The sequence below is a fragment of the Gilliamella sp. M0320 genome (genome assembly GCF_016101635.1).
Classification (GTDB): domain Bacteria; phylum Pseudomonadota; class Gammaproteobacteria; order Enterobacterales; family Orbaceae; genus Gilliamella; species Gilliamella apis.
Window position 1 is genome coordinate 1 of sequence record NZ_JACFQD010000005.1, and the last position, 22369, is coordinate 22369.

Consider the following 22369-nt stretch of genomic DNA (forward strand, 5'->3'; position numbering starts at 1 on the left):
TTCTATACGGTGATTACGTCCGAGTTAAGAGGGTTGGCGCGAACCCTCTTTACAATCTCCCGCGGCGACCACGCAAGTGGTCACTACGTGACTGCCTTCCGCCTTCGTTCGCTTTTAACGCTCCTTGGCAAACATCCCTGTTTGCCATGCTAACCTCACTCGATAGTTTTCATCACAGCACTTTCGTTATTTGATCCAGTAATAAATTTAGCTACTGTTTTGATATCATCAAAGGCGTTTCGCATAGCAAAGCTATAGTTGAATCCCGATCATAATCGCCTTGATCATTTAAAAATGTTCCATCTAAATAAGTGATAATTAACTTTATCATGTCTGCTTTCTTTGGGGGGATTTGATCATCTTGATGTTTATTGTGCTTAATTATTTTTAGACACACAATATATTGTATTTGAAATATCAGGTCGAGATTAATATAAATATTTATTTGAAATTTAATCATTTTTAATTAGAATGAGTTTTTTGCATTATTAAAAGGATGACTTATGACCAATGAAACCACCCCAAAAAAGAAAAGTTCTATAATTAAGAAAATTTTGATTGTCGTTATAATTTTAGTAGTCATTGTAGCTATTTTTGGGAATAGTAAGAATGATGAAACTAAGAAAGAAGCAACACCTGAAATCCAATATCCTCAAGATCAAACTACATTAATTGAAGCAAGTAAAACTGCTATGGATAAAGCTATAAAAGCTGATAACGATATGCAAAAAGGCAGTGCCCTTAGAGAGAGAAGCAAGGCAATTTGTAACGGTATCACTAATTTGTCAGTTAAAGATTGGGTAGGAACTATTAAGAAGATTGATTCAAATTCTGATGGTTACGGTGTATTAGAAATTGAAATTGCCAGAAAAATATATGTTAAAACTTGGAATAATGCATTATCAGATTCGTTCCATAAAACATTACTTAAACCTGATACTCCTTTATTCGATAAAATTGCTAATATGAAAAAAGGTCAAAAAGTGAAGTTTTCAGGTAACTTTTTTAAAGATAACGAGACCTGCATCTATGAGTCAAGTTTAAGTTTGGATGGTAAGTTAACAGAACCTGAGTATATTTTTAGATTTTCCGATGTAAATCCATTGTAAAGTAAAGCCTTTTTTAGATAACTAAAAATAAGCCTGAAAAGCAATTTTCAGGCTTTTCATATTCTGATTGTCAAATGAGTTAACCTTTCCAAATCTATCAACTTAATTTTAATAAACCGTCAAAAACCCCTTTCCTCAATTTTTTTGTCAAACTAAATAAATTTGATTTTTTATAATCAAGAATACTAATGCTATAGATAAAAAAAAGCCTGAAAATTAATTTTCAGGCTTTTTGGCTTGTTTAATATTGTTGTATTTTCGACAACCAATCAATAAGTAGTTTTACTGTTTGGCAACAATATTACCTTCATCCAAATCTAGATGAATCGTTTTACCAGGAACTAATTTTCCAGATAGAATCTGTTGAGCTAATGGGTTTTCAATCTCTTGTTGTATTGCACGTTTTAATGGTCTTGCACCATAAATTGGGTCAAAACCAACTTTAGCTAGTTGTTCTAGTGCAGCATCAGAGATATCCATTTCATATCCACGCTCATCAAGACGTTTTTCAACATGAGCTAATTGAATTTTCGCAATTGCTTTGATGTTTTCTTGTCCTAATGGATGGAATACCACTGTTTCATCAATACGATTAATAAACTCCGGTCTAAAGTGTTTAGTTACCACGGTCATGACTAACGCTTTCATCTCGTCGTAACTTAGTTCGATTTGACCTTGAATCAGATCAGAACCTAAGTTAGATGTCATGATGATTACTGTATTGCGAAAATCGACAGTTCGACCTTGTCCATCAGTTAATCGTCCATCATCCAATACTTGTAATAAGATATTAAAGACATCTGGATGGGCTTTTTCGACTTCATCGAGTAAGATGACAGAGTATGGTCGTCGTCTCACAGCTTCAGTTAAATAGCCACCTTCTTCATAACCTACATAACCAGGAGGAGCACCGATTAATCGAGCCACAGAATGTTTTTCCATAAACTCAGACATGTCGATACGCACCATAGCATCTTCACTGTCAAACATAAAGTTAGCCAATGTTTTGCAAAGTTCAGTTTTACCAACACCTGTTGGTCCTAAGAATAAGAAGGAACCAATCGGTTTATTCGGATCAGAAAGCCCTGCTCGACTACGACGAATAGCATTGGCCACAGCAACCACCGCTTCATTTTGACCAATAACGCGTTTATGTAAGGCATCTTCCATATGTAACAGTTTTTCTTTTTCACTCTCTAGCATTCTCGATACAGGAATACCTGTTGCTTTCGATAAAACTTCAGCAATTTCGTTATCGGTGACTTTGTTACGCAATAACTTCATGGTTTTACCTTCTAGCTGTGTGGCTGTAGCTAGTTTCTTCTCTAATTCGGGGATTTTGCCATACTGTAGTTCGGACATCTTGTTTAAGTCACCCATTCGGCGTGCCTGTTCTATTTCAGTACGTGCTTTTTCCAACTCGGCCTTGATATTTTGAGTACCCGAAAGTGCAGCCTTCTCTGATTTCCACTCTTCTTCAAGTGATGCATAAGCCTTTTCTTTTTCAGCAAGTTCATCATTTAACATCTCAAGTCGTTTTTTACTTGCATCATCAGACTCTTTCTTGAGTGCTTGTTGTTCAAGTTTGAGCTGAATAATACGTCGTTCAAGCCGATCCAATGACTCTGGTTTTGAGTCCATTTGCATACGGATACTTGATGCTGCTTCATCAATTAAGTCGATCGCTTTGTCTGGTAACATACGATCAGAGATATAACGATGCGATAAAGTTGCTGCTGCAACAATTGCTGGATCGGTAATTTGCACATGATGATGCAGTTCATAACGTTCTTTTAAACCGCGCAATATTGCGATGGTATCTTCAACTGACGGTTCTGCTACATAAACTTTTTGGAAACGACGTTCTAATGCCGGATCTTTTTCGATATATTGGCGATATTCATCAAGCGTGGTAGCACCAACACAGTGTAACTCACCTCGAGCTAAAGCTGGTTTTAACATATTACCAGCATCCATTGCACCGTCACTTTTACCGGCACCGACCATAGTATGTATTTCATCAATAAAGAGAATAATACTACCTTCGGCTTTGGCGATGTCTTTAAGTACCGCTTTTAATCGTTCTTCAAATTCACCACGATATTTAGCACCGGCAATTAATGCCCCCATATCTAATGATAATACGCGTTTGTTACGTAAACCCTCTGGCACTTCACGATTAACAATACGTTGTGCTAATCCTTCAACGATAGCTGTTTTACCTACGCCTGGTTCACCAATAAGTACTGGGTTGTTTTTGGTTCGACGTTGTAATACTTGTATTGTACGACGAATCTCTTCATCACGACCAATGACTGGGTCAAGCTTGCCTTGTTCGGCTCTTTCGGTTAAATCAATGGTGTATTTTTTCAATGCACCACGTTGATCTTCAGCATTAGGATCGTTCACGTTATCACTCCCTCTTACTTGGTTAACTGCTTGGCTAAATTTGTCTTTGCTGACACCTGCTCTTTTTAAAATATCAGTTAAATTACCTTTTTCATCTAACGCAGCTAGTATGAATAGTTCAGATGAAATATAGCTATCGCCATTTTTTTGCGCTAGTTTGTCACATAGATTCAAAATTCTTACTAATTCTTGTGATGGAATAACTTCACCACCAATGCCTTGAACTTGGGGTAAACGTTCAATTGCTTGATTTAATTCTTGTTGTAATGTCGCAATATTTGCGCCTGACGCCACCAGTAATGGATTAATCCCACTGCCTTCTTGATTGAGCATGGCAGATAATACATGGATGGGCTCTATATATTGATTGTCTTTACCTAATGCGATTGATTGCGCATCAGCTAAAGCTTGTTGAAATTTGTTAGTGAGTTTATCTAACCTCATATTATTTATCTCCTAAGCAATAAATTTGGTTTAAATGTGTAACACATTCAATCCATTTGCATAATCACTAAATGAGTGTGGAAGAATAAATTTCAAGAGCTGATTAACAATATTTTTGACGAATTTTTGCAATAAAATCGTTTATATTTTACTCGCGTCTTTATAAAAGATAAAGTAGTTTGAAAAACCAGCACTTAAGCAAAAATGTTTAGTAAATTTGGATGACACTCAAGCTGTTATCCTTTATATTAGCCAATTCATTTTGTTAGGTTAGCTAACCGTGGTTCGTAATCCATCCCACGAAAAAAAACTAGGAAAGAAATATGTTTAAAATTGCTAAAGAGTTCCAGTTTGATGCTTGTCATATGTTAGATGGGCACAATGGAAAATGTCATAACCTACATGGTCATACCTACCGTTTGTTAGTCGAGATCAGCAATGAACTTATTACCAGCGGTTCAAGTGCTGATATGGTAATGGATTATGCTGACATAAAATCAATTGTAAAACAGCAAATTATTGACCAACTCGATCATGCTTATCTTTATAATCAAAATAATGCTAATGAAAGCCAAATAGCTGAGCTTTTACAGCAAATGCAACGTAAAATTTTTGCTTTCCCTTGTCGCACTACTGCAGAAGGAATGAGTAAATTTATTTTTGACCGCTTATCACAATTTCTACCTGTGTCGATGATTAAGCTTTGGGAAACCCCTACTTCTTATTGTGAGTATCATCGGAGCGAAAAATGATTGAATATCGTATTGTTGAAATCTTCGAATCTTTACAAGGCGAAGGTTATAACACTGGTATGCCAGCTATTTTTATTCGTTTTGCCGGTTGTAATTTAAACTGTAGTTGGTGTGATACTAATTTCCGCAAATTCCAACGTTTTACGTTAGAGCAAATACTGACAAAAGTTAAACAATATAAAAGTAGCAATATTATAATTACCGGTGGTGAGCCCACAATGGTTAAAGAGTTATCTTTATTATTAATGCATTTAAAACAAGCTGGTTACTATATTGCAATTGAGAGTAATGGACTAGGTAAAGTCGATCCGCTGATTGATTATATTGCACTGAGTCCTAAATTTTGTTATCACCATCGTTATCAAAAAATTTTGCAATCAACAGCCAGTGAAGTAAGAATTGTCGCAGAGAAACAAATGGGATTTATCGATTTTTGTTACTATATTGAGCAGCATATTCAAGCTAAGCGTTATTATTTGTCACCTTGCGAAGTCAATGGTGAGATGAATATGTTTGATACCATTAAGTTGTTAGGTAAGATTAATCATAATCGTATTGACAATAAATGGATGCTAAGTCTACAAACACATAAATTTGCCAATATTGAATAGTTAGATTGGCAAACTTTCACTATAGGTTATAAAAATAAAATAGACTATTATCCTATACGATAAAATACCTTCAGTTATGATGATTCATTATTAAGGGAATAAGGATTTTTACCTAGTTATTGGTATGGCAGAAATGATAAAAACAGATCATCTAGATCTGTTTTTATCATGATTAATAGATTATTCGAAGCCTTGTTTAGTGGTTTTATTCAAACCAAATCATTGTTGCCATCCTTCCTGTCTTATTTTCTCGACGGTAGGAGTAAAACAAGTCTCGCTCGGTATAGGTGCAATAGTTACCACCATAAATCTGGCTTATACCGATTGAATTTAATCGCTGTTTGGCAATCATATAAAGATCCGCTAAATATTTTTGTTGTTTAGCATCTATTAGTTTAAATGCATGATGCGCATTTGCATCGTAAGCTTCAAACTGTTTTTTTACTTCGCCACCTACTTCAAATTTTGTAGCGCCAATTGCAGGACCAAGCCAAACTATGATATCAGAGGCCTTACAGTAAAATTTCTTTGCCGTTTCTTCTAAAATACCATGACAAAGTCCACGCCAACCTGCATGGGCAGCGGCAACTTGATTACCGTCGACTGAACAAAATAGTACTGGCATACAATCAGCCGTTAACACGACACTAACTTGATTTGCTTGCCGGGTATATGAGCCATCAGCTTCAAAACGTTCACTATTACCAATCAATCCATGTGCGGGTTGTAGTTGAATTTCTGAAATATCAAGTACAGTTGTGCTATGGGTTTGATTTAACCAATAAGGTTCGCTAGGGATTTTTTCAGCACTAATGATAAGACGACGATTTTCAACAACATCATTTAAATCATCACCAGTACGGCTACCTAAATTTAGGCTATCAAACGGCGCAGAACTCACGCCCCCGATGCGAGTTGTAGTAAAAGCACGAATATTTGTCGGTGCCGGCCAATAGGGATAAATTGATTTAATCATAACTATTACCAATCAAGTTCATCTTTGTGGAGTTCGGTATCTAATTGTAATTCTTGAATTAATTTTTGCATATCATCAGGTATTGGTGCATGCCATTCCATTAGCTCGCCAGTAATTGGATGATATAAACGTAACATAGTGGCATGTAAGGCTTGGCGATCAAAATCACGTAAAGTTTGGATAAATGATTCGCTAGCACCTTTCGGTGGTCTTGGTCGACCACCATAAAGAGGATCACCGACTAATGGATGGGCAATATGTGCCATATGTACACGAATTTGATGGGTACGCCCTGTTTCAAGTCTTAAACGTAATCGGGTATGTAACCGATATTTTTCCATAACACGATAATGGGTTACTGCTGGTTTTCCGGTTGGAAAAACCGCCATATGGGTCCGTTTAGTTGGATGGCGAGTAATTGGTTGATCTACGCTACCGCCAGCGGTAATGATCCCCATAGCAACCGCTTCATACTCACGAGTAATTTCTCGTAATTGTAATGATTCTACTAAATGAGTTTGTGCTTCAATGGTTTTAGCAACCACCATTAATCCTGTGGTATCTTTATCTAGACGGTGGACGATGCCTGCTCTTGGTACCCGTGAGATATCTGGATAGTGATAAAGTAATGCATTTAATACGGTACCATTTGGATTCCCTGCACCAGGATGAACAACTAAATCTCGAGGTTTATTAATAACCAAGATATGATCATCTTCATAAACGATATTAAGTTTTATATCTTCTGGTTGGTGATAGGTTTCTTCTTCAATTTCAACTTCAATAATTATTTTTTCGCCACCAAGTACTTTATCTTTGGGTTTATTTACAATATTATTGTTAACTAGTACTTTATTATTTACGATCCATTCTTTAATTCTTGACCTTGAGTAATCAGGGAAAAGCTCGGACAAAGCCTGATCCAAACGCATTCCAAGCTGGGTTTGTTCGATTTCAGATGAAAGTTTTAACTTATGCATGTGTAATTTATCTATTTTAAGCTGTTATGTTTTAGAGTATTATATACTAATCATCGCCTTTAATGTTTAATTATATTTTGGATTGAAAACTGAATGAAATTGCGTTTACAAACTTTGTTAGCTATCGCTTTAAGTAGCATGCTAATTGGCTGTACAAGTACAAAGCATGATGTTGAAAATGTGCCAGAGATTGAGCTCCACAATAAAGCTAAAACAGAGCTTGAGAGTGGAAATATCAAATCCAGTATTAGTGTTTTAGAGGCTATAGACAAAAATTATCCATTTGGACCTTATTCACAACAAGTTCAATTAGATTTGATTTATGCCTACTATAAAACAGCGGATTATCCACTGGCCATTGCATCAATTGACCGCTTTTTAAAATTAAACCCAACGCACCCAAATATTGATTGGGTAATTTACATGCGCGGAATTTCAAATATGGCGCAAAATGACAATACAATTCAGGGTTGGTTTAATGTCGATCGTTCAGACCGAGATCCTGAGTTTGCTATGGCTGCATTCAAAGATTTTACTTATTTGGTAACTAGTTTTCCAAATAGTAGTTATGCCGCAGATGCCAAAAAGCGTTTAGTATTTTTGAAAAACCGTATTGCTCGTCATGAATTAAAAGTATCGCAATATTATACTAAACGTGGTGCATATGTTGCAGTGATTAATCGGGTTACCCAAATGTTAGCTTTATTCCCTGATACTGATTCAACTAAGAGCGCACTGTTATTGATGCGTAATGCTTACAATGAATTAGGTTTAGTTGATGAGAGCCAAAAAGTTGATCAACTTATTCAGGCCAATTTAGAAAACATACCAAAAGAAGAACAAAAATCATTCTTCTCCAAGTTTACTAGTGTATTCAATGGTGGCTAATTATTTACTAAGCGGGCATAGCCCGCTTTTTACGCTTTTATTAATGCACAATATCCAAATTACATCTTTTAATTCCTAATAAATCAATCTTACAATTCACATAACGTTTGTAAAACACCTCAATAACCAATACAATTAGCAAATTATTTTTATTAGCAATAATAGATAGGACATTAATTCGTCATGCAAGAACAATATCGCCCAGATGAAATTGAAGCCAAAGTACAAAAACATTGGCAAGAAGACAAAACATTCCACGTTACTGAAGATCCATCTAAAGAGAAGTATTACTGTTTATCGATGCTTCCATACCCTTCAGGTCGTTTACATCTTGGTCATGTTCGAAATTATACAATCGGTGACACTATTTCGCGCTACCAACGTTTAAATGGTAAGAATGTATTACAACCTATCGGTTGGGATGCATTTGGTTTACCCGCCGAAGGTGCAGCAGTTAAAAATAATACAGCACCAGCCAAATGGACTTATGAAAATATTGCTTACATGAAGAAGCAATTACAGCTACTTGGTTTTGGTTATGATTGGGATCGTGAAGTGACAACTTGCCGTCCTGAGTATTACAAATGGGAACAATGGTTCTTTACTAAGCTATTTGAAAAAGGTTTAGTTTATAAAAAAACTTCAGCTGTTAACTGGTGTCCAAACGACCAGACTGTATTAGCTAACGAGCAAGTAGTTGAAGGTTGTTGTTGGCGTTGTAATACTCCAGTTGAGCGTAAAGAAATTCCTCAATGGTTTATCAAAATCACTGAATATGCTGATGAATTATTGAATGACTTAGATACTCTTGAAAGCTGGCCAGAACAAGTCAAAACAATGCAACGAAATTGGATTGGTCGTTCTGAAGGGGTAGAGTTTGATTTTGCCGTTGAAAACTATAGCGACAAGTTGCGTGTTTATACGACTCGTCCTGACACGCTAATGGGTGTGAGTTTTGTTTCGGTAGCTGCGGAACATCCACTCGCTCAGTTAGCTGCACAAAATAATCCAAAAATTGCTGAATTTATTGCTGAATGCAAAACGACTAAAACCGCTGAAGCCGACATGGCAACAATGGAAAAGAAAGGTATGGCAACAGGATTTTTTGCTATCCATCCATTAACCGGTGATAAAGTTCCAGTTTGGATTGCAAACTTTGTTTTAATTGAATACGGCACAGGTGCCGTAATGGCGGTTCCTGGTCACGATGAACGTGATTATGAGTTTGCATCAAAATATAATCTACCAATTAAACCTGTTATTTTAACACAAGATGATCAAGTGCCCGATCTATCACAACAAGCTTATACTGAACATGGTAAATTATTTAATTCTGGTGAGTTTGACGGTCTTAATTTTGAACAAGCCTTTAATGCCATCGCAGATAAACTTATCGCATTAGGTATTGGTAATCGTAAAGTAAATTATCGTTTACGTGATTGGGGAGTCTCTCGTCAACGTTATTGGGGTGCACCTATTCCTATGGTGACACTTGAAGATGGCACAACAATCCCGACACCAGAAGATCAACTGCCAGTCATTTTACCAGAAAATGTTGAAATGAATGGTATTACTAGTCCAATTAAAGCAGATCCGAATTGGGCAAAAACTACAGTTAATGGTCAACCTGCACTACGTGAAACGGATACTTTTGATACCTTTATGGAGTCGTCTTGGTACTATGCACGCTATACCTGCCCTCATTATGACAAAGGTATGTTAGATGAAAATGCAGCAAATTATTGGTTGCCTGTTGATCAATATGTTGGTGGTATTGAACATGCAATTATGCATTTACTCTATTTTAGATTCTTCCATAAATTAATGCGTGATTTTGGTTTAGTAAAATCAGACGAACCAGCTAAACGCTTGTTATGCCAAGGTATGGTTTTAGCTGATGCGTTCTATTACACCAGCCCTACCAATGAACGAATTTGGGTTTCACCAACTGAAGTCACTATTGAACGTGATGACAAAGGTCGTATTGCTAAAGCCACAGATAGCAAAGGTAATGAACTTGTTCATGCTGGTATGACAAAAATGTCTAAATCGAAAAATAATGGTATCGACCCGCAAGAGATGGTTGAAAAATATGGTGCAGATACCGTTAGATTATTTATGATGTTTGCGTCTCCAGCCGATATGACTCTTGAATGGCAAGAATCTGGTGTAGAAGGTGCTAATCGATTTATTAAACGTGTATGGCGTTTAGTATATGAACATGCTCAACTAGGTAAAACAACAACTCTTGATCTATCTAATTTGACTGCCGATCAAAAAGCGTTACGTCGTGAACTACATAAAACGATTGCTAAAGTCAGCGATGATATTGGTCGCCGCCAAACCTTCAATACCGCAATCGCAGCAGTAATGGAATTTATGAATCGCCTACAAAAAGCGCCACAAGATACAGATCAAGACCGTGCGTTAATGGATGAATCATTAAATGCAGTTGTTAGATTACTTTATCCTATGATGCCTCACGCTTGTTTTATTATGTGGCAAGCATTAGGTAATGGTGAAACCATTGATAATGCGTCATGGCCTACTGCTGATGAGTCAGCAATGGTTGAAGATGAAAAATTAATTGTGGTACAAATCAATGGTAAAGTGCGTGGTAAATTTACCGTTCCTGCGGATGCCGAACAAGATTTTGTAGTAGAGCAAGCGAAGCAAGAACCAAACATTCAAAAATATTTAGCTGATACAACTATTCGTAAGGTTATTTATGTGCCAGGCAAATTATTGAATTTGGTTGTAAGTTAATAATGTTGGATATAACTAAGATATAGGTGATGATACCAATGAAAAAATATTTGGCTTTGATGTTATTGACAATATTGTTGTCTGGATGCGGTTTTCATTTGCAATATGAACCCGAAGTTCCTGCTCGCTTTAAGACACTGTCTTATGAGAGTGGTGATCCATACGGCCGATTGTCAAGGGATATTAAAGAGTTGCTACGCGATAATGGGGTTACATTAGCTGAAGCCAATAATAAAGCTAAATATCCATCATTACGCATAGTCAGTGATTCATTGGATAGAAGTACTATATCAATCTATCAAGATGGTAAAGCTGCGGAATATCAGTTAGTATTGGCTATTCAAGCTCAAGTAGTCATCGCTGGCGAACAAATTCATCCAATTACCGTTCGTATATTCCGTACCTTCTTCGATAATCCAGCAGCTGCATTGGCTAAGACTGTAGAACAAAATTTGATTGAAGATGAAATGTATAAGCAAGCAGCTAAAGACATCATCCGTAAATTGAAAGCAGTTGATGCAGCAAACTAACGACTTGTTATGATAAAAATTAGTGCTGAAAAAATAACCCAGCAATTAGGATCGCCTTATTATTTAATTTTAGGTAGCGATCCTTATCTGCAACATTATGTACAAACTCAATTACGTTATGCTTTTAAGCAAGCTCAATATGACGAGCAACTTTCTTTTACCATAAATAGCCAAACAGATTGGTCGGCAATGTATGATAGTTGCCAAGCAATGAATCTATTTTCAAGCAAGACTTTACTCTGTATAGATATTGGAGAAGGTGTGTTAAATGTTTCGGTCGCAGCAAAATTAAACACATTATGTGAAATGTTGACGCCTGATATTGGCTTGATAATTAGTCTAGTTAAGATCACTAAGAACCAAGAAAATGCATCATGGTATAAGGCTTTATCTGACAAATTAGTGGTAGTGAATTGTTCAACACCTGAAGCAGCACAATTACCACAATGGATCAAAAGCTATTTGCAACAAATGCAAATAGTTATTGAATCTCCTGCGATTGAGTTACTTAGCTATTATTATGAAGGTAATTTGTTGGCGTTGACACAGCTTATTGAACAATTAAATTTACTCTATCCCAATCAAACTATTTCTTATGAGCAAGTTGAATCAAATATTAATGATTCAGCAATATTTACGCCTTTTCATTGGATTGATGCAATGCTTTCCCATAAAGCAAAACGTGCAACACATGTTTTACAACAGCTAAAAATGAATGACTTTGAGCCATTAATATTGATGCGGATTATTCAACGTGAATTGATTTTGTTGATTAATTTAAAATTAGCTTTGGCCGAAAAATCACCCCGTCAAGTTTTTGACGAATACAGAGTGTGGCAAAATAGAAGAACCATGTATAGCTATTATTTGAATCGTTTTGATATCAAAGCATTATTCGCCCTTCTAGCAACTTTAACCGACATTGAAATTAGTCTAAAACATAATAATGATTTACCTATCTGGGATGCGCTGTTGAGTTTAACTATGCAGTTTATGGGGCTAAATAAGTGCTAACTGCGTTATTTGGTGGAACCTTTGATCCAATCCATTATGGACATATACGCCCAGCTTTAGCCCTAGCCAAAGAGGTAGGATTAACTAAAATTAATCTGTTACCTAACCGTATTCCACCTCATAAACCACAACCTGAGGCCAATACTGAGCAACGTTTAGCTATGTTGGAGCTGGCTATAGCTGATTATTCTCTATTTTCAATTGATACTCGAGAATTAGAACCAACGCTAATCAATCAGCCCTCTTTTACCATTGATACTCTCAAATCATGGCGTCAGCAAAATGGTACTCAGCAAAGTTTAGCTTTTATAATGGGGCAAGATTCTTTGCTTAGTTTACCAACATGGAAAGAATGGCAAAAATTACTTGATTATTGTCATTTGCTAATATGTAAGCGGCCTGGTTATGCTCAAACCTCTTGTGATACCAAGTTACAACAATGGATTTATCAACACCAAACCCAAGTTAGTCAAACATTACATCAATGTCCTAATGGCTATATTTACTTTGCTAATACTCCGCTTGAAGCAATTTCAGCAACAGAAATCCGACAAAATATTGATAATCAACAAAGCTGTGAAAAGTTATTATCGCCTAAAGTTTGGCAATATATACATGAAAATAGGCTCTATAATGCAAAGAAATGTTAGAAATGACTTTACATCTGAGAGTTTTTTCGGCATTATTTCGCCGCTATATTTAGATAATTTGGATGTAGCTGTTCTGTGTTTATACTCAAATCAATCACTTTATCTTGATCAAAAAACATTTTGGTAATTTAGTTGAGTTTGATTAATTCGCTTTTCTAGTTAATCGTAAAGAAAATGAGAATGATGTTTTTTAATTTGAGTGTATTTAATTTGTATTTAATATTAAGAGGCCCCAATGGCAAAAGAAGATAACATTGAAATGCAAGGTACTATTCTTGATACTCTTCCGAACACGATGTTTCGTGTTGAACTTGAAAACGGTCATGTTGTTACTGCACACATTTCTGGAAAGATGAGAAAGAACTATATTCGAATTCTAACTGGCGATAAAGTAACGGTAGAAATGACACCTTACGATCTTTCAAAAGCACGTATCATATTCCGTAGTCGTTAATATCGTTATCACGCTTGTTGTTTTACATTATTAACTAATAAGTTGATTAGTTATTTTCTCTTTTTTAATACAATTCCGTCGACTAAAGTCGACGGAAGTGCAAGTCATAATTTAGGTTACTATCTAATTAATCCATTTGAGAAAAATCCATTTGCTCATACTTTATCCATTTAGTCTTTTTAACGATTTTATAACCAAAATAAATCGAAAGAAATAATGGAATACCAATGTAAGTGGCAATGACACCGTTCCAATCAATGGTCTCTTGTAAAAATGCTTCATAATTTTGACCTAATGTTATCGTCAAACAAAGTATAAAGGCAAAAATAGGGCCAAATGGGAAACAACTCGAACGATATGGTAATTTATTTAGATCATGTCCTTGTGCTATGTAGCCTTTTCTAAAACGATAATGGCTAATAGCAATACCAAGCCAAGCAATAAACCCTGTCATACCTGACATATTAAGTAACCATAAATAAACTTCCTGATCTTTGTATAGTGAGGTTAAGAAGCAAAGCATAGCCACTAATGTTGTCGCAAATAATGCCATATCAGGTACACCTGATGAAGATAATCTTCCGAAGATCTTCGGTGCTTTACCTTCTTTAGCTAAAGCATATAGCATACGGGTTGAAGCGTATAACCCTGAGTTACCGGCAGAAAGTACTGAAGTTAAAATCACCGCATTCATAATAGCTGCTGCAGATAATAATCCAGCATGCTGAAAAACTAAAGTAAATGGACTTACGCTGATATCAGTTTCATCATTACGTAGTAAGTTAGGATCAGTATATGGGATGATTAAACTAATAACTAAAATTGCCAAAATATAAAATAATAATATCCGCCAAAATACTTGTTTCATTGCTTTTGGAATATTTTTTTCTGGATCTTTTGATTCTCCTGCTGCTATACCAATTAGTTCAGTACCTTGGAATGAGAAACCAACTACCATCGCAACGCCAATCATTGAGGAAAAACCGCCAACAAATGGGGCATCGCCAACTTGCCAGTTTTGCCAACCAGCAGTTTCAGCACCTTTTAAAATGCCAATAATCATTAATAAACCAACTAAAATAAATAAAATCACAGTGACGACTTTAATTAACGAAAACCAAAATTCTGCTTCACCAAAGCCTTTTACAGAAATATAGTTCAAGCAGAAGATGATGCTTAGGAACAATAAACTCCATAACCAACTATAAGCACCTGCATCAAACCAATAGGAGATCACTAATTGTGCCGCAACTAAGTCAACGGCAACGGTAATCGCCCAGTTGTACCAATAGTTCCAACCAATAGCGAAACCAAAGGCTTCATCAACATAGCGAGCCCCGTAAGTTGCAAAAGTTCCTGAAACAGGAAGATAAGCAGCAAGCTCACCAAGGCTAGTCATTAAAAAATAAACCATTATGCCAATAATCGCATAAGAGAGTAAGGCGCCACCTGGTCCCGCTTGTGCAACAGTAGCGCCTGAAGCGACAAATAACCCGGTTCCGATAGAGCCACCAATGGCTATCATCGCTAAATGACGGGCTTTTAAATCACGCTTTAATTTATTATTCATATCAATTTTCTTCTTGTTAAACAGATTCTAAATATACTTAGTTACTACCTTATGCTTTATATCTAGGTTAATAACTGATTTAAAATAATTTATTCCGATATTTATCATTAGCTGATAAATTGCGTTGAAGTGTATCAAAAAAATTTCTTTGCGAGATAAATAATTCTAATAATACAACTGATATGTTAAATATTCGCAATACTTAGTTGCTAGTTAACTGTTCTAATTGAGTTAAATAATCCATCGCTTGATCGCGATTTGTTCCACACATTTCAAAACAAGGTTTTAAACGACTACAGACTAGAGGTCTACTAGCATTACCAAATAATTTACATTGAAAATTCTCATCTAAATGAAAACAGGCAATCCCAGCTGGTTTACCATTAGGCATACTAGGTATAGTAGATGAAATTGATGGCGCAATACAGCATGCACCGCAATTTTTACGACATTTAAATGAATCAGTCATTGGATTTAGAGGAATTTGTTGTTGTTTTATAAATTTTAATGGTGACAATAGCAAGTTAAGGGTAAAATAGCGAGCTAAATTTTTAAATCTATTAAACATGAAGAAAGTATTATGGCTAAAGCAAATGAAATAAAACGTGGTGATGCGGTCACCTATAATGGCAAACTATTATTGGTGAAAGAGATTGATGTTCAAAGTCCTAGTGCACGTGGTGCTAGTACCCTTTATAAAATGCGTTTTACCGATGTGAAATCTGGCGGTAAAGTTGAAGAACGTTTTAAAGGTGATGATATTTTAGATACTATCGAATTATTTCGACGCCCTGTTAGCTTTTCTTATATTGACGGTGATGAATATGTGTTTATGGATAATGAAGACTATACGCCGTTTATTTTTAAGAAAGATCAAATTGAAGAAGAACTGCTATTTATTCCTGAAGGTGGTATGGATGGCATTCAAGTTTTAATGGCTGAAAGTGAAGTTGTGGCTTTAGAATTACCACAAACAGTTGAACTTGAAATCATTGAAACGTCGCCAAGTATTAAAGGTGCGTCGGCAAGTGCACGCACTAAACCGGCTACACTCTCTACTGGTCTTGTTATTCAAGTACCTGAATATATTGATAACCACGAAAAAGTTAAAATTCATATTGCTGAACGCCGATATATGAGCCGAGCGGAATAATCAATTAAATCGTGATGAATACATACAATCAAAATAAATTACATAAACGCTTACGCCGTCTTACTGGCGAAGCAATCGCTGATTTTAATATGATTGAAGAAGGCGATCGTATAATGGTCTGTTTATCAGGCGGTAAAGATAGTTATACATTGCTAGACATTCTTATTAATTTAAAAATCAGTGCTCCAGTGCAATTTGAATTAGTTGCCGTTAATTTAGATCAGAAACAGCCAGGATTTCCAGAGCATGTTTTACCTCAATACCTAGAATCCTTAGGTATTGAATATAAAATTGTTCAAGAAAATACTTATGGTATTGTTAAAGAAAAAATCCCTGAAGGCAAAACTACATGTTCACTCTGTTCTCGGCTTCGACGTGGTATTTTATATCGCACTGCAACTGAACTTGGTGCAACCAAAATAGCGCTTGGACATCATCGTGATGACATTTTGGAAACCTTGTTTTTAAATATGTTTTATGGCGGCAAACTTAAGGCTATGCCACCTAAATTGATGAATGATTCAGGTGAGCATATTATTATTCGACCTCTTGCATATTGCAAAGAGAAAGATATTGCAAAATATGCTGAAATAAAACAGTTTCCTATCATTCCTTGTAATCTTTGTGGTTCACAGCCTAATTTACAACGGCAAGTGATCAAAGAGATGCTAAATGATTGGGATAAGAAATATCCTGGCCGTATCGAAACCATGTTTCGTGCTACACAAAATATCACCCTTTCGCATTTATGTGATACCAATCTTTACGATTTCAAAGGGATTAAGAAAGGTGATATTGATATCAATGGTGGCGATTTAGCCTTTGACCGTGAAGAATTGCCAGCCATGGTCGGATTTGATGCGTCAGAACTCGACGATCAAGATCTAATTCTGTGGAAAGAGGCTAACTAGCAATTAGCTATTCTCTATAAATTATCTTTTTATCGGTGATAATCTATATCGCCGATAAATCACCTAAAATTTATATTTATTAACGATCTTAATTAATCATAACTATATTCAGGCTAATTATTATTTAAGCCATTTCAACCAACTTTGGTTAACAATCTGTTTTTCTGATTTAAAACAGGAATCATCAACGGTGCTAGGTAAAAGTTGTAATGATAATTGATGTATTTCATTACGCATATCAATATAAGCTTTAGTTAGTTGCTCTGCTTCTTGACTATCCATAATTTGATAATTTGCCGCTAACTCTAGAATTCGTACGTTATCACTCCATGTTGTCATTTTAGGATATTGATGAGCATAATTAAGTACCAGATATTGAGATAAGAATTCAATATCACCAATACCGCCTTCATCAATTTTCAAATTAAACCGATGAGATTCAGTAGTACCTAAATGGGCTCGCATCTTTTCACGCATCTCTCGGACTTCGGTTTTTAATATATTTTCCTCACGTTTTTTACATAGAACATCATGTCTGATTTGGTTAAAGCGTTTAATAAGGTCTATTTCACCATAAACAGCTCTTGCTCGAACCAGTGCTTGATGCTCCCATGTCCAAGCTTCATGCATTTGATAGTCATAAAATGCATTTAAACTACAAGCTAATAAACCAGCATCACCTTGTGGACGTAAACGAACATCAACTTCATAGAGAATTCCAAAGCTGGTGCGAACATTAAATAGATGAATGATCCGTTGTACTAATCGTAAATAAAATTGACGACTATCAATTTGCTTATCTCCATTAGTCATGCTATCTACAGGACAATCATGAAGAAATACCAGATCTAAATCTGAACCATAACCCAATTCCCAACCACCTAATTTGCCATAAGCGATAATAACCAATCCTTTTTGATTGTCAGTTAAATGTGTAGGTTTTCCATAACGAGCAACCATTTGATTCCATGCCATTTGCACAACAAAATCAATTAGTGATTCTGCAACATAGGTCAAATGATCGCTTACTTTCATAGTACTTAATACTTGTTCAACATCAGCAGCAGCTATATGCAGTAATTGCATTTGCTTAAATTGTCTTAAAGCTTCAAGTTGTTGTTCTTCATCATCAACCTGAATTCTCAGTAAATATTGATAAAGTTCACTTTTGTATTCATTAGGTGCAACAGTTTGATAAAGAGAATTAATATCTATTAGTTCATCTAATAAGATTGGATAATGAGCAAGTTGCTCACTAATCATTGGCGAGGCACTACATAATCGAATTAACTGTTTTAATGCTGTTGGGTATTCAAGTAGTAATTCTAAATACGTTGTTCGACTAACAATATTCACTAATAGCGGTAAAATCCGCGACAATACGATTAGCGCATGCTTATCATTACAAACCGACTCCAATAATCTTGGCATTAGCTGATCAAGGATTTCTCGGCCGCGAACACCAATCGTCCTTTTACCGATATCATCACGAAATTGGCAAAGCATCTGATAGAGCTTTTCAGCATCATCATGTGCATAGTTGGTTAATATCGAAGTAACGTCACTTAATTGTAAATCTGGTACCCAAAGATCAGCATATTGGTCGTTGTTTACGTTATGAACTGTTTCTGTTGATTCATCACCGATAAGCTGATTGAATATTTGTCGAGTAAATTGCATTCTTCGAGTGAGTTCCGTTACAAATTCGTTCCAGTTACTAAAATTCATGCCGATTGCTAAACGTATTTGGTCTAATTCATCTTCTGGTAGAGTTTGCGTTTGCTCATCATGTATCGCTTGTAATAGATTTTCACAGCGACGTAAGAAAAAGTAATTTTCTCGTAAAGTATCTACTTCATTAACACTAAGTAACGATTCTTGTTCTATTACTTGTAAGGCATTTAATAATGAGCGAGTTTGTAGACCTACAACACGTCCACCTCGTATAAGTTGAAAAACTTGTACAATAAACTCTATTTCACGAATACCACCTGCACCAAGTTTGATATTGTTAGTCAAACCTCGACGCCGAACTTCACGCTCTATCATACTTTTCATATTTCGTAATGACTGCAATACACTGAAATCAATGTAACGGCGGTAAACAAATGGTTTTAACATTTGGTAAAGCTCTTTGGTGTAAGGATCTTGCTGATCACCAAGTATTTTTGCTTTTACCATGGCATAACGTTCCCAGTCTCTCCCCTGCTCTTGATAATAATCTTCCATAGCAGAAAAACTTAAAACCAGCGGACCGCCATCGCCAAGTGGGCGTAAACGCATATCAACGCGGTAGACAAAACCATCTTCAGTAATTTGGTCTAGTGTTTTAATTAAGCGTTGCCCTAAACGGGTAAAAAACACCGCATTATCTAATTCTCGCCGGCCACCTTGTGTTTGACCATGTTCAGGGTAGGTAAAAATAAGATCAATATCGGAGGAAAAATTCAGTTCGCCACCACCTAATTTTCCCATACCTAGGATAAGTAAAGGTTGTGCTTGTCCTTGTAAATTACATGGCGTTCCCCATTCTTTACAACTAAGCTCATAAAGCCAATCACGTGCAGTGATAATAATCACTTCAGCTAACTGCGAGAGTTGTAATAAAATCTGCTCATCACTACTTGTGCGGGTTAATTGTGACCATTCAAGCCTTATCAGAATATAACGCCTAAATAATCTTAATACTTTCATTAGAGCTAATTCATCAAATACTGATACTAGTCTTTCATTTAACCATTGTTGATAGAAACATCTTTCATCAGCTTGAGGGGGGTAAGTAATAATATCTGTCAGCCACTCGGGAAATCGATAAAAAGCATCAACCAGAAAATCACTTTGCAGCAAAATATCAAGGTTATCGAGCACCTCTTTTGCATTACATTGTGACAATTGGGATATAATCTTTTGTTTTTGCTCAACAATTAATGGTGAAACTAACGAGCTTGGCTGGGACATAATTAGCACTCACTTAAAATATTTATATATACATAAAATCACCTAATTAAATATTATAAATGACTTTTTAAGTTCACCTATCTTTTTATTAAACAAATCGTGAAAAACAGTATTGATACTTTTTCGCAATCTGTTTACCGATAAAACTATAACTGCTGACTATCGTTAGGTCTTATATTGCTTGTTTACCTTATCATTGTTATTGGTTATAACGTAACGGCCAATAACAATGTTATATTCTTTGATTCGAATAGCGGGTTAATGTTTATCAAAAAACAACTTTGTCATCTTTCTTACCAATAAACAACTTGAAATCAACAAAGTAATTAAAAACATCCATAAGTAGAACAATTTAAAAGTATTAGAGATAATATCGAATGGTAGGAAATTATAGATATAGTTGTAAATGTATAGAATAAGTATTAATAAAAGGCAGTTTAATATAAAGGTAATAAGCGAACTAAAAATTACCTTTTTTAAAGCCAAAATTTCTGTTACTGCTGTAAAGCATTTTCTTAGCAAGAAATAACCAATTAAATTTACTATTGATAAAAATATCGCCAATAAGACTATAGAGAAAATCAGGTTACTTAAACTGTAATACATACCATCGAAAAGCAACAAATATGACATGGTTATAAAGAAACAGTTATAAAAACAGATGAATAACACCATATGTAAGTTCTGACTTTCTGTTTCGGTTAATATGATTTCGTTACAGATATAATTTTTTTTGCATAATTTAATACTAAGATAAGTACCAAGTGTTATAAAAAAATAGAAAATGAGATACTCTGCGAGATGAAATATATATGCCGAAAAATTATCTCCATCATTAATATTTAAAAATCTTAGTTTAGACACAATCCAATCATAACTATAAGAGTAGTAACTCAAGCGAAAAACCATATCGCTTAATACAATAAATATGGCAACTAAGAAGGTATTAATAATGTTTTTCCGATTAATTATGGAAATGGAATACTGATTAAATGCTATTGTGGAAATAGTAAAAAGAACTACTGAATTAGGTATTTGAAGAAAAAAACTGATTAAAACTTGCTTAACAATTTTCAAGGCAATTTGGTCAGTCCCAACATATAACGATATAAAATCGTTATCAAATCTAGTAAGATAAATAACGGTAAAAACACTATATAATAACCAATAAAATACCACTAATAATAGTGGTAATTTAAAGAGGGTTGTTTTCATTTTAATTCGTATACCTATTTTTTATTTATTTCAGCCATTAACATCAACTTGAACTTGGTATTCACCTCGCAATAAGCAAACTGTTTAATCGAGTCAATAAATGGTATCGCCATTTGCCACTGTTTAAATTCAGGCTCAATTTGCAGATTTTTGTTAATAAGTATCTCGTTTATTTGAATAAGTAGCTGTTTATAAAAAATTAAATCATTATTTGCTAAAGCATATTCTTCATTTTGTTGCCAAAAGTTTAGTAGATCGGCTAAATCTTGCTCAATTTGTGAGGAAAGAATAGTAGGAGTTAAGGTTAAGTTATCTAATAAACGATAGCCCCGAGAAGCCTTACTTTGAGAAAATAGATGTAAGTTAAAGCGACTTAATTCGATCGCAAAGTTGAGCAAATCTTGCTTATTGCCTTGTTTGATTTCTAACTCTACCTCTTGTATTGGCATAGATTGACCATTTGAGGTAATTTGCCCCAAATCTAAAGCAACTTCAATTTCGCTATTGGCAAATGAAATCAGCCAAGTTTGCCGTTTAAAATTGGTGGTAAAAAGTGGTCTTAACTGCGTTAACCCATTAGGTAATGCCTCTTTCGGTAGGACACTTAAATCGAGCTTATCATTAGGTAAAGGTTGGTTAATTTCAATGCGTTCATGTAATCCACCTACAGAATTACCTTTAGATTTCAAGGTAATTTCAAAACACTTACTTTGCTCAGTTTCTGTAGTTCGAATTCGAAGACCACAACCATTAAGTCGTAAAAAATGATCTTCAGTATCGTAATAAGTGTTAATCAGATTTAATTGACTAACCAAATGTTGTTGCGATGAAAACTCGGCTTCATCACAACAAACCCATTGATTTAAGTAATATTGTAACTGCTCTATATCACTTTGATTGATTTGAAACTTTAATTCAATTTCGTTACTCATTTGTCTGTTTTTTATCAGTTATTTTGTTATATGATATACTGATTATT

18 protein-coding genes, 1 pseudogene and 1 riboswitch are annotated in these 22369 nt (G+C 35.2%); of the genes and pseudogenes, 11 read left to right on the forward strand and 8 right to left on the reverse strand.

Annotation, left to right across the window (positions count from 1 at the left end):
* Nucleotides 1-155 precede the first annotated feature (155 nt).
* Nucleotides 156-245: an HAD hydrolase family protein gene (locus tag H3T83_RS11575; protein ID WP_110453591.1), complete on the reverse strand. Its 90-nt coding sequence runs from the start codon at nt 243-245 to the stop codon at nt 156-158.
* Nucleotides 246-503: 258 nt separating this feature from the next.
* Here H3T83_RS11575 and H3T83_RS07245 point away from each other — a divergent pair, with 258 nt between their 5' ends.
* A complete protein-coding gene (locus H3T83_RS07245) occupies nt 504-1109 on the forward strand; it encodes a hypothetical protein (RefSeq protein ID WP_065650868.1) in 606 nt (201 codons plus the stop codon).
* Nucleotides 1110-1391: 282 nt separating this feature from the next.
* Here the strand turns inward: H3T83_RS07245 and clpB are convergent, their stop codons facing one another.
* Complete coding sequence (gene clpB / locus H3T83_RS07250) at nt 1392-3962, reverse strand: ATP-dependent chaperone ClpB (RefSeq protein ID WP_110453593.1); 2571 nt, start codon at nt 3960-3962, stop codon at nt 1392-1394.
* A gap of 274 nt (nt 3963-4236) precedes the next feature.
* A riboswitch (PreQ1 riboswitch) is annotated at nt 4237-4282 on the forward strand.
* A 3-nt stretch (nt 4283-4285) separates the two neighbouring features.
* Between clpB and queD the strand changes: the two genes are divergently transcribed.
* Together queD and H3T83_RS07260 are read left to right on the forward strand one after the other, a co-directional pair.
* The gene (gene queD / locus H3T83_RS07255) at nt 4286-4714 is read left to right on the forward strand and encodes a 6-carboxytetrahydropterin synthase QueD (RefSeq protein WP_065577977.1); all 429 of its coding nucleotides are present in this window, start codon (nt 4286-4288) and stop codon (nt 4712-4714) included.
* Nucleotides 4711-5325 carry a 7-carboxy-7-deazaguanine synthase QueE gene (locus tag H3T83_RS07260; protein WP_110453594.1) on the forward strand — a complete coding sequence of 205 codons (615 nt, stop codon included), beginning with the start codon at nt 4711-4713 and terminating at the stop codon, nt 5323-5325. The genes queD and H3T83_RS07260 overlap by 4 nt, the downstream gene beginning before the upstream one ends.
* A gap of 205 nt (nt 5326-5530) precedes the next feature.
* Here the strand turns inward: H3T83_RS07260 and pgeF are convergent, their stop codons facing one another.
* Both pgeF and rluD read right to left on the reverse strand, forming a co-directional pair.
* Complete coding sequence (gene pgeF, locus H3T83_RS07265) at nt 5531-6298, reverse strand: peptidoglycan editing factor PgeF (protein ID WP_110453779.1); 768 nt, start codon at nt 6296-6298, stop codon at nt 5531-5533.
* Nucleotides 6299-6306: 8 nt separating this feature from the next.
* Nucleotides 6307-7281 (reverse strand): 23S rRNA pseudouridine(1911/1915/1917) synthase RluD, encoded by a 975-nt coding sequence (rluD, locus tag H3T83_RS07270; protein WP_065577979.1) that lies wholly within the window; start codon nt 7279-7281, stop codon nt 6307-6309.
* Nucleotides 7282-7374: 93 nt separating this feature from the next.
* On the opposite strand from rluD, the pseudogene bamD reads away from it, so the two are divergent.
* The 6 genes and pseudogenes from bamD to infA form a co-directional block, all read left to right on the forward strand.
* Nucleotides 7375-8097: pseudogene (bamD, locus tag H3T83_RS07275) on the forward strand (outer membrane protein assembly factor BamD); the annotation flags it as partial.
* Nucleotides 8098-8352: 255 nt separating this feature from the next.
* Nucleotides 8353-10935: a leucine--tRNA ligase gene (leuS, locus tag H3T83_RS07280; RefSeq protein WP_065614277.1), complete on the forward strand. Its 2583-nt coding sequence runs from the start codon at nt 8353-8355 to the stop codon at nt 10933-10935.
* A 38-nt stretch (nt 10936-10973) separates the two neighbouring features.
* Nucleotides 10974-11465: an LPS assembly lipoprotein LptE gene (lptE, locus tag H3T83_RS07285; RefSeq protein WP_065614278.1), complete on the forward strand. Its 492-nt coding sequence runs from the start codon at nt 10974-10976 to the stop codon at nt 11463-11465.
* A 9-nt stretch (nt 11466-11474) separates the two neighbouring features.
* Nucleotides 11475-12479, forward strand: a complete 1005-nt coding sequence (gene holA / locus H3T83_RS07290) for a DNA polymerase III subunit delta (RefSeq protein ID WP_034903005.1) — start codon at nt 11475-11477, stop codon at nt 12477-12479.
* Nucleotides 12473-13129 (forward strand): nicotinate-nucleotide adenylyltransferase, encoded by a 657-nt coding sequence (gene nadD, locus H3T83_RS07295; protein WP_034903002.1) that lies wholly within the window; start codon nt 12473-12475, stop codon nt 13127-13129. Before holA ends, nadD begins: the two co-directional genes overlap by 7 nt.
* A gap of 235 nt (nt 13130-13364) precedes the next feature.
* The gene (gene infA, locus H3T83_RS07300; protein WP_025315083.1) at nt 13365-13583 is read left to right on the forward strand and encodes a translation initiation factor IF-1; all 219 of its coding nucleotides are present in this window, start codon (nt 13365-13367) and stop codon (nt 13581-13583) included.
* A 127-nt stretch (nt 13584-13710) separates the two neighbouring features.
* Here the strand turns inward: infA and H3T83_RS07305 are convergent, their stop codons facing one another.
* Nucleotides 13711-15177 (reverse strand): amino acid permease, encoded by a 1467-nt coding sequence (locus H3T83_RS07305; protein WP_255518728.1) that lies wholly within the window; start codon nt 15175-15177, stop codon nt 13711-13713.
* 178 nt (nt 15178-15355) lie between these two features.
* Nucleotides 15356-15721, reverse strand: a complete 366-nt coding sequence (locus H3T83_RS07310; RefSeq protein ID WP_232351133.1) for a YkgJ family cysteine cluster protein — start codon at nt 15719-15721, stop codon at nt 15356-15358.
* Nucleotides 15722-15733: 12 nt separating this feature from the next.
* Here H3T83_RS07310 and yeiP point away from each other — a divergent pair, with 12 nt between their 5' ends.
* Together yeiP and ttcA are read left to right on the forward strand one after the other, a co-directional pair.
* On the forward strand, nt 15734-16306 hold the full coding sequence (gene yeiP / locus H3T83_RS07315; protein WP_034884126.1) for an elongation factor P-like protein YeiP: 573 nt from the start codon (nt 15734-15736) through the stop codon (nt 16304-16306).
* A gap of 14 nt (nt 16307-16320) precedes the next feature.
* Nucleotides 16321-17217: a tRNA 2-thiocytidine(32) synthetase TtcA gene (ttcA, locus tag H3T83_RS07320; protein WP_034901359.1), complete on the forward strand. Its 897-nt coding sequence runs from the start codon at nt 16321-16323 to the stop codon at nt 17215-17217.
* Between the two features lie 120 nt (nt 17218-17337).
* On the opposite strand, the gene glnE is transcribed toward ttcA, so the two are convergent.
* Both glnE and H3T83_RS07330 read right to left on the reverse strand, forming a co-directional pair.
* Nucleotides 17338-20175 carry a bifunctional [glutamate--ammonia ligase]-adenylyl-L-tyrosine phosphorylase/[glutamate--ammonia-ligase] adenylyltransferase gene (glnE, locus tag H3T83_RS07325; RefSeq protein WP_198215443.1) on the reverse strand — a complete coding sequence of 946 codons (2838 nt, stop codon included), beginning with the start codon at nt 20173-20175 and terminating at the stop codon, nt 17338-17340.
* A gap of 1229 nt (nt 20176-21404) precedes the next feature.
* On the reverse strand, nt 21405-22322 hold the full coding sequence (locus tag H3T83_RS07330) for an inorganic triphosphatase (RefSeq protein WP_198215444.1): 918 nt from the start codon (nt 22320-22322) through the stop codon (nt 21405-21407).
* Between the last annotated feature and the right edge of the window lie 47 nt (nt 22323-22369).

Excerpts from the sequence above, each read along its gene's own strand:
- H3T83_RS11575 (WP_110453591.1), bottom strand. The coding sequence starts at position 245 with ATGCGAAACGCCTTTGATGATATCAAAACAGTAGCTAAATTTATTACT.
- H3T83_RS07245 (WP_065650868.1), top strand. The coding sequence starts at position 504 with ATGACCAATGAAACCACCCCAAAAAAGAAAAGTTCTATAATTAAGAAA.
- clpB (WP_110453593.1), bottom strand. The coding sequence starts at position 3,962 with ATGAGGTTAGATAAACTCACTAACAAATTTCAACAAGCTTTAGCTGAT.
- queD (WP_065577977.1), top strand. The coding sequence starts at position 4,286 with ATGTTTAAAATTGCTAAAGAGTTCCAGTTTGATGCTTGTCATATGTTA.
- H3T83_RS07260 (WP_110453594.1), top strand. The coding sequence starts at position 4,711 with ATGATTGAATATCGTATTGTTGAAATCTTCGAATCTTTACAAGGCGAA.
- rluD (WP_065577979.1), bottom strand. The coding sequence starts at position 7,281 with ATGCATAAGTTAAAACTTTCATCTGAAATCGAACAAACCCAGCTTGGA.
- leuS (WP_065614277.1), top strand. The coding sequence starts at position 8,353 with ATGCAAGAACAATATCGCCCAGATGAAATTGAAGCCAAAGTACAAAAA.
- lptE (WP_065614278.1), top strand. The coding sequence starts at position 10,974 with ATGAAAAAATATTTGGCTTTGATGTTATTGACAATATTGTTGTCTGGA.
- holA (WP_034903005.1), top strand. The coding sequence starts at position 11,475 with ATGATAAAAATTAGTGCTGAAAAAATAACCCAGCAATTAGGATCGCCT.
- infA (WP_025315083.1), top strand. The coding sequence starts at position 13,365 with ATGGCAAAAGAAGATAACATTGAAATGCAAGGTACTATTCTTGATACT.
- H3T83_RS07310 (WP_232351133.1), bottom strand. The coding sequence starts at position 15,721 with ATGTTTAATAGATTTAAAAATTTAGCTCGCTATTTTACCCTTAACTTG.
- yeiP (WP_034884126.1), top strand. The coding sequence starts at position 15,734 with ATGGCTAAAGCAAATGAAATAAAACGTGGTGATGCGGTCACCTATAAT.
- ttcA (WP_034901359.1), top strand. The coding sequence starts at position 16,321 with ATGAATACATACAATCAAAATAAATTACATAAACGCTTACGCCGTCTT.
- glnE (WP_198215443.1), bottom strand. The coding sequence starts at position 20,175 with ATGTCCCAGCCAAGCTCGTTAGTTTCACCATTAATTGTTGAGCAAAAA.
- H3T83_RS07330 (WP_198215444.1), bottom strand. The coding sequence starts at position 22,322 with ATGAGTAACGAAATTGAATTAAAGTTTCAAATCAATCAAAGTGATATA.